Here is a 6,866-nt window from a genome sequence, read left to right as displayed (position 1 = left end):
GGGGGTCCGGCCGCTCGGGGGCCCTCTGTCTGTTTTGGCGGGGCCCCGGGCGGCGCGTGCTAACCCCCCCCCCCGCCCGGAGCAGCTCGGGCTCCGGCGAAAACCCACGGCCGCGACCAAAGGGATTCAGAGAACGAGACGAGCCTTCTGGAACGCCTCCGCCTCGTCCTCCGTGCCGACCTTGCCGTACATGCCGACCATGAGCAGCACCAGCGCGGCCGTCATCACCACGACCACTGTGGTGATGCTGAAGTTGAAGATGTTGGCGTCGGTCCGGATGAACGCGAGACCGGCCAGGCTGACCACCATGAGGGTGTACGCCAGCCACTGGTTGATCGCCACGTCGATGTTGCGGCCGAGCGCGGTGCCGACCAGCACGATGATCCCGAGCAGCACGCTGAGCAGCGAGAAGCCGAGGTTGGTGCCCTGACCGAGGACCCGGGTGTCGTCCTGGGCGAGGATCTCGTTGCCGGTGCTCGCGATGATGCCGAGCACACCGAAGACGACCAGGTACAGACCGGTCAGCCCGCCGATCGCCCGGTAGATCGGCCGCGCGGGGTGGTTGACGGGGGTGTGTGCCATGTCTGTGTCTCCAACGCCGTGGGGTAGGTGTCGCCGACGATTGTCTCGCATGTGGTGGTGTGACGCCGCACACGGGGCCCAGGCCGGCGCGCCCGGCCGGTCAGCTCTCGGGCAGGTCCTCGGCGAGGGTCATCCAGCTCTCCTCGATCCGCTCCCGTTCGGCGCGCAGATCCTTGAGCTGGGTGTCCAACTCGGCGACCCGGGCGTAGTCGGTGGCGTCCGCCGCGAGCTGATCGAGCAGCGTGGTCTCGCGCTGGTCGAGCTTGCTGAGCTGCCGCTCCAGCCGGGTCAGCTCCTTGCGGGCCTGACGGACCTCGGCGGCGGACATGCCACCTCCCGAGGGGGTGCCGGGCGCGGAGGTCGAGGTGACGCCCACCCGAGGAGAGCCGGCCCGCTCGGCGGTCCGCGCGAGGTATTCGTCCACACCGCCCGGCAGGTGCACCAGTCGACCGTCGCCGAACATCCCGTACGCCGTGTCGGTGACCCGCTCGATCAGGTACCGGTCATGGCTGGCCACGATGATCGTGCCGGGCCACGAGTCGAGCAGGTCCTCCAGCGAGGCGAGGGTGTCCGTGTCCAGGTCGTTGGTGGGCTCGTCGAAGAGCAGCACGTTGGGCTCGCCGGCCAGCAGCCGCAGCATCTGCAACCGGCGGCGTTCCCCACCGGAGAGGTCACTGACCGGGGTCCAGAGGCGGCGGTCGTCGAAGCCGAACACCTCGGCGAGCTGCGCGGCGGAGACCTCCCGGTCGCCGAGCTGAACCCGGCGGGCGACCTCCTCCACAGCCTCCAGCACCCGCAGGTGCCCGGGCAGCTCGGTGAGCTCCTGGGAGAGGAACGCCGGCCGCACTGTGGAGCCGGTGCCGAGGCGACCGCCATCGGGGCGGGTGATGCCGGCGAGCATCCGCAGCAGCGTGGTCTTGCCAGCGCCGTTGGCACCGAGGATGGCGATCCGGTCGCCGGGGCCGACCAGCCAGGTGACGTCGCGGAGGATCTCCTTCGGGCCGGCGTGCAGCTCGACGTTCTCCAGGTCGTACACCTGCTTGCCCAGCCGGGAGGTGGCCATGCGCTGCAACGACATGGTGTCGCGGGCCGGCGGCACGTCGGCGATCAACGCGTTCGCGGCGTCGATGCGGAACTGCGGCTTGGAGGTCCGCGCGGGCGGGCCACGGCGCAGCCAGGCGATCTCCTTGCGGAGCAGGTTCTGCCGGCGGGCCTCGGTGGCGGCGGCGACCCGCTCGCGCTCGGCGCGGGCGAGGGTCCAGGCGGCGAAGCCACCCTCGTAGGCGCGGACGGTCTGGTCGGCGACCTCCCAGGTGTTGGTGCAGACCGCGTCCAGGAACCACCGGTCGTGGGTGACCACGACCAGGGCGCCCTTACGGCCGACCAGGTGCCGGGCCAGCCAGTCGACCCCGCCGACGTCCAGGTGGTTGGTGGGCTCGTCGAGGATGAGCAGGTCGGAGTCGCGCACGAGCAGCGCGGCGAGCGCCACCCGGCGACGTTCGCCACCGGACATCGGGCCGACCGGCTGGTCGAGGCCGAGGTGCGGCATGCCGAGGCCGTCGAGGATGCCTCGCACCCCGGCGTCGCCGGCCCACTCGTGCTCGGCGCCCATGCCCTCGGCGAGCCAGGCGGTGCCGAGCACCACGTCCCGGACGGTGGCCTCGGGAGCGAGGGTGAGCTGCTGCGGCAGCCACAGCACACGCAGGTCGCGGCGGTGGGTCACCCGACCGTCGTCGGGGTCCTCCTGCTTGGTGAGCAGTCGCAGCAGGGTGGACTTGCCGGCGCCGTTGAGGCCGACCACGCCGATCCGGTCGGCGTCGTCCAGGCCGAGCGAGACGTCCGTGAGCAGCCGCCCGGCGGCGCCGTACCCCTTGGACACCCGGTCCAGATTGACGATGTTCGCCACGTTCCACCCTTCATGATCAAGGCGTCCCGATGCCGGCGGGCACCTGGACGCCTGTCCCAAGGGTACGCGGAAGCCCCGAACGCCCGCGCCGCGCGCCAGCAGCTCCGGTGGAACGCGTCGTCAGCCGACGCGGGCGCCGGCTACCGGACCGTGCGCGACGCGCGCCTCCCGGCAGACGCCCGCTGCGGTCAACTCGGCGGCGATGCGCTCCGCGTCGGCCGCGTTGGCGGCGAGAAACACGCAGGTCGGGCCCGAGCCGGAGACGATGCCGGTGAGCGCGCCGGCCGCCTCGCCGGCCTTCAGGGTGTCGGCCAGCGCCGGGCGCATGGCCAGCGCGGCGTCCTGGAGGTCGTTGCCGAGCGTGCGGGCGAGCACCCGGGGGTCACGCTGGCGCAGCGCGCCCAGCAGCGCGTCGGTGCTGCCCAGCGGGGCACCGGCTGCGCCGGTGTCGCGCAGCCGATCCAGCTCCCGGTACGCGGTCGGGGTGGAGAGACCGGCGTCGGCGATCGCCACCACCCAGTGCCAGGAGGTGGGGCGGGCCAGCACGGGGCTGATCGCCTCACCCCGGCCGGTGCCCAGCGCGGTGCCACCGTAGATCAGGAACGGCACGTCGGAGCCGAGGTCGGCGGCGATGCCGGCCAGCTCGTCGCGGGACAGCCCGGTGCCCCAGAGCGCGTCGCAGGCCACCAGCGCGGCGGCTGCGTCGGCGCTGCCACCGGCCAACCCACCGGCGAGCGGGATCTGCTTGCGCAGGTGCAGTCGGGCGTGCGGCAGCACCCCCGCGTACCCGGCGAGGGCGTGCGCGGCGCGGATCACCAGGTTGGTGTCGTCCAGGGCCAGCTCGCCGGTGCCCTCACCCTCCATGGTCAGCGCGAGGGTGTCGCCCCGACGGGCCGTCAGCTCGTCGTAGATCGAGATGGCGTGGTAGACCGTGTTCAGCTCGTGGTAGCCGTCCCGGCGCAGTGGGCCCACCCCGAGGTGCAGGTTGACCTTCGCGGGCACCCGAACCCGCACCGGGCCGATGGCCCCGCGTGGCTCGTCGTCGTCCGGTCGCCAGGCCTCGGTCACGGGGTGATGTCCCGCATGCGCAGGCGGATGTCGAACGGCTTGGCCACGATCAGCTCCTCAGCGTCCTGGGCGGGCACCGCGTCAGCCTACTTCGCGGCCGGCGTACCGACCGGAGCCGACGCGGCGATGGCGGCGAACTGCTCGACGGTCAGTGACTCCCCCCGGGCGCCGGGGTCGACGCCGGCGGCGGTGAGCGCCGCGGCGGCCCGGTCCGCGCCACCGGCCCAGCCGGCCAGCGCGGCGCGCAGCGTCTTGCGCCGCTGCGCGAACGCCGCGTCCACCACGGCGAAGACCCGCTGCCGCGGTACGTCGGTGCGGGGCGGCTCGTGGCAGGTGAAGGAGACCAGGCCGGAGTCGACGTTGGGCACCGGCCAGAACACGTTCGGCGGCACCTTGCCGGCGCCCCGGGCCTGGGCGTACCAGGCGAGCTTCACCGACGGAATGCCGTACACCTTGGAGCCGGGGCCGGCGACGAGCCGGTCGGCGACCTCCTTCTGCACCATCACCAGACCGTGTCGCAGGGTGGGCAGCACGGCGAGCAGGTGCAGCACCACGGGCACTGCGACGTTGTAGGGCAGGTTCGCCACCAGCGCTGTCGGTGCCGGGTCGGCCAGTTCGGCGGCGGCGATGCGCAGCGCGTCCGCGCGGTGCACTGTGAGCCGGGCGGCGTCGGCCCCGGCGTGCCGCGCGACGGTCTCCGGTAGCGCTCCGGCGAGCACCGGGTCGATCTCCACGGCGTGCACGTGCCCGGCGACCGGCAGCAGCCCCAGGGTCAGCGAGCCGAGCCCGGGCCCCACCTCCAGGGCCACGTCGTCGGGGGTGAGGCCGGCGGCGGTCACGATCCGGCGCACTGTGTTCGGGTCGTGCACGAAGTTCTGGCCCAGCTTCTTGGTGGGCGCGACGCCCAGCCGGGCGGCGAGTTCCCGGATCTCCGCCGGGCCGAGGAGACCGGTCATGGCTGGCAGCGTAGCGACGGGGTCGGTGCCGACCGTCGGGCCGGGCTCACCATGGGCCGAACGCCCGGTCGCCGGTGGCGGAGATGGCCGCGCACAGCTCGTCCAGGTCGCTGCCGGTGGTCGCGGCGAGCGCGCGAACGGTGAGCGGGATCAGGTACGAGGCGTTCGGCCGGCCGCGGTACGGCATCGGGGTGAGGTACGGGGCGTCGGTCTCCACCAGTATCTGATCCACCGGGGTGAGCGCGGCGGCCTCGCGCAGCGCCGTCGCGCTGCCGAAGGTGACGGTGCCGGCGAAGCTCAGCAGGTAGCCGCGGCGGACGCACTCGCGGGCGAAGTCGGCGTCGCCGGAGAAGCAGTGCAGCACCACCCGGTCGGGAGCACCCTCGTCGTCGAGGATCCGCAGCACGTCGGCGTGCGCGTCGCGGTCGTGGATGACCAGCGTCTTGCCGTACCGCTTGGCGATGGCGATGTGCGCCCGGAAACTCTGCTCCTGCGCGGCACGCCCCTCGTCGCCGGTCCGGAAGAAGTCCATTCCGGTCTCGCCGATCCCCCGGACCCGATCGCGGGCGGCGAGTGACTCGATCTCCCGCAACGCCTCGTCGAGGTCGCTGAGCCGGGGTGCCTCGTTGGGGTGCAACGCCACGGTGGCCAGCACGGCGGGGTACCGGTCGGCGGTGTCCGCGCCCCACCGGGAGGAGGCGACGTCCACGCCCACCTGGACCAGCCGGTCCACGCCGACCTTCGTGGCCAACGCGATGGCCACGGCAACCGGGTCGTCGGCCGGCCCGCCGCCGGGCACGCCGGCCTCGCTGACCGTGATGTCCAGGTGGGTGTGGCTGTCCAGTACCGCCCGGGGCAACGACTCGGGGGCGGGCGGAAACTCTCCGGCCCGCCGGGCGGCACGCTCGCGACGGGATTCAGTGGGCTCGCTCATCAGCGACAGCATCACACACCGGGCCTGTCCATCTGCCCGCCACCCGACGTTCACCCCGGCTACGCCGCGCGACTCTACGGTCGCTCACGAGCGGACGCGACAGCGTGCGGACCCCATCCCACCGAGCAGCGAGGCGACGGCATGAGCGTCACCCCCCAGGCCGGTGGCAGCGCCGGCGAACGGACCGGACTGCACGTGGCGTTCGGCGGCGGCCTGTACCCGGCCGAGGAGATCGCCCGAGGCGCCGCGTACGAGTTGTTCAGCGCCGACGAGGTGGCCGGCTTCGAGTGGGCACCCCGCCCGGGTAGCGCCCTGCCGTGGCACCGGTTCGTGCACGTCACCGAGGTGACCGCTGTGCACGGGGCCACCGAGCCGGCCGACGAGCCGGAGACGCCGCTGCTGATGCCCGCTCACCGCGAGCGGGGTTGGGCCTACCTGCACCAGCTCAGCCAGCAGCCGGCGGCGGCGGACGACCCGATGCTGGCGGCGGCGCGCGCAACGGCGGTGGTCCGGCGGGGCACCCGGATGATGAAGGTGCTCTCGGCCCAGCAGCTCGCCGGCTACGTACGGGGTTGGCTGCCGCACGGCTTCTGCTACCGCGAGCACGATGTGGCGCACCTGCGTACGCCGGCGACGACGACGGTGCTACGTACCGATGGTGACGCTGGCCGGGACGGCCCGGACGTGGCGTACGCGCTGCGCTGGCGCGCGTCCGACCCGGGCGACTACGACGTGCCGGTGGGCCCGGCACACAGCGGCCTGACCGCGCTGGCCTCCCGGGACCGGCTCGGCGCCCCGGTGCTCGGCACCGGCTTCGTGCCCAGCAACGGTCAGCTCGTCCCGGAGTTCATCACCCGGGACTTCGCCGACCTGCCGATGCCGGCGAACGCCGCCCTCATCGCGTACCCGGCGGAGGGGGTGGAGGTGGTGCTGTACACCTACCAGGCCGAGCAGCGCGGGTGGCTGCGGATGGTGGGCCCGCAGTGGCGGCACCTGCTGGCCGCGGTGCCGGGCCTCTCACCGGACCAGGAGTACGTGCCGAACGCCGACACTCCCCGCTCCACCCAGCTGGTCGGCATGTACGGCGACAGCGAGTACGAGGCGGTCGCCGACCTACCCGGTGGGTTCCGGGTGCTGGCGATGACCCGCGCGGCCCGTTACCCGGTGGACGCGGTGGCCCGCCGGCTCCGGTTCGCCCAGTGGCGGGGGGCGCCGTGCCTGGTGCTGCGGGAGGAGGCCGGCTGGCTGCGGGTGCGCCTGCGCTACCCGAACCCGGACACCGTGGTCACGACCGGCGCGCAGTGTCAGGAACGCGGCGTCTACGAGGCCTGGGCGCCGGGCGCCGAGGTGACCGACGACCAGGTGATGGACACCCGGTACGCGATGTGACGGCGCGCGGCGGCGGGGCACCCGCCGCCGC

General features: G+C 73.5%; 6 protein-coding genes. 1 reads left to right on the top strand and 5 read right to left on the bottom strand.

Going from position 1 to position 6,866, the window contains the following annotated elements; genetic code table 11:
• Positions 1 to 126: 126 nt before the first annotated feature.
• The 5 genes from ABZ794_RS07285 to ABZ794_RS07265 all read right to left on the bottom strand — a co-directional run bounded on the left by ABZ794_RS07285 (position 127) and on the right by ABZ794_RS07265 (position 5,458).
• Positions 127 to 582, bottom strand: coding sequence for a DUF4383 domain-containing protein (locus ABZ794_RS07285; protein WP_210784781.1), 456 nt, complete (start codon positions 580 to 582; stop codon positions 127 to 129).
• Positions 583 to 682: 100 nt separating this feature from the next.
• Positions 683 to 2,488: an ABC-F family ATP-binding cassette domain-containing protein gene (locus ABZ794_RS07280; protein ID WP_210784782.1), complete on the bottom strand. Its 1,806-nt coding sequence runs from the start codon at positions 2,486 to 2,488 to the stop codon at positions 683 to 685.
• Positions 2,489 to 2,608: 120 nt separating this feature from the next.
• Complete coding sequence (locus ABZ794_RS07275) at positions 2,609 to 3,556, bottom strand: 4-(cytidine 5'-diphospho)-2-C-methyl-D-erythritol kinase (protein ID WP_357514631.1); 948 nt, start codon at positions 3,554 to 3,556, stop codon at positions 2,609 to 2,611.
• 86 nt (positions 3,557 to 3,642) lie between these two features.
• Positions 3,643 to 4,512 (bottom strand): 16S rRNA (adenine(1518)-N(6)/adenine(1519)-N(6))-dimethyltransferase RsmA, encoded by an 870-nt coding sequence (gene rsmA, locus ABZ794_RS07270; protein WP_210784784.1) that lies wholly within the window; start codon positions 4,510 to 4,512, stop codon positions 3,643 to 3,645.
• Positions 4,513 to 4,558: 46 nt separating this feature from the next.
• Complete coding sequence (locus ABZ794_RS07265; RefSeq protein WP_210784785.1) at positions 4,559 to 5,458, bottom strand: TatD family hydrolase; 900 nt, start codon at positions 5,456 to 5,458, stop codon at positions 4,559 to 4,561.
• A 129-nt stretch (positions 5,459 to 5,587) separates the two neighbouring features.
• Here ABZ794_RS07265 and ABZ794_RS07260 point away from each other — a divergent pair, with 129 nt between their 5' ends.
• Positions 5,588 to 6,835 carry a hypothetical protein gene (locus ABZ794_RS07260; RefSeq protein ID WP_210784786.1) on the top strand — a complete coding sequence of 416 codons (1,248 nt, stop codon included), beginning with the start codon at positions 5,588 to 5,590 and terminating at the stop codon, positions 6,833 to 6,835.
• The last annotated feature ends 31 nt before the right edge of the window (positions 6,836 to 6,866 follow it).

Origin of the sequence: Micromonospora sp. NPDC047187 (assembly GCF_040643355.1) — a bacterium.
Classification (GTDB): domain Bacteria; phylum Actinomycetota; class Actinomycetes; order Mycobacteriales; family Micromonosporaceae; genus Micromonospora; species Micromonospora salmantinae.
This window is presented reverse-complemented; position numbering and strand designations above follow the sequence as displayed.

What these genes read in the sequence shown, in the direction of transcription:
- ABZ794_RS07265 (WP_210784785.1), bottom strand. Translation starts at nt 5,458, where the DNA reads ATGCTGTCGCTGATGAGCGAGCCCACTGAATCCCGTCGCGAGCGTGCC.
- ABZ794_RS07260 (WP_210784786.1), top strand. Translation starts at nt 5,588, where the DNA reads ATGAGCGTCACCCCCCAGGCCGGTGGCAGCGCCGGCGAACGGACCGGA.
- rsmA (WP_210784784.1), bottom strand. Translation starts at nt 4,512, where the DNA reads ATGACCGGTCTCCTCGGCCCGGCGGAGATCCGGGAACTCGCCGCCCGG.
- ABZ794_RS07285 (WP_210784781.1), bottom strand. Translation starts at nt 582, where the DNA reads ATGGCACACACCCCCGTCAACCACCCCGCGCGGCCGATCTACCGGGCG.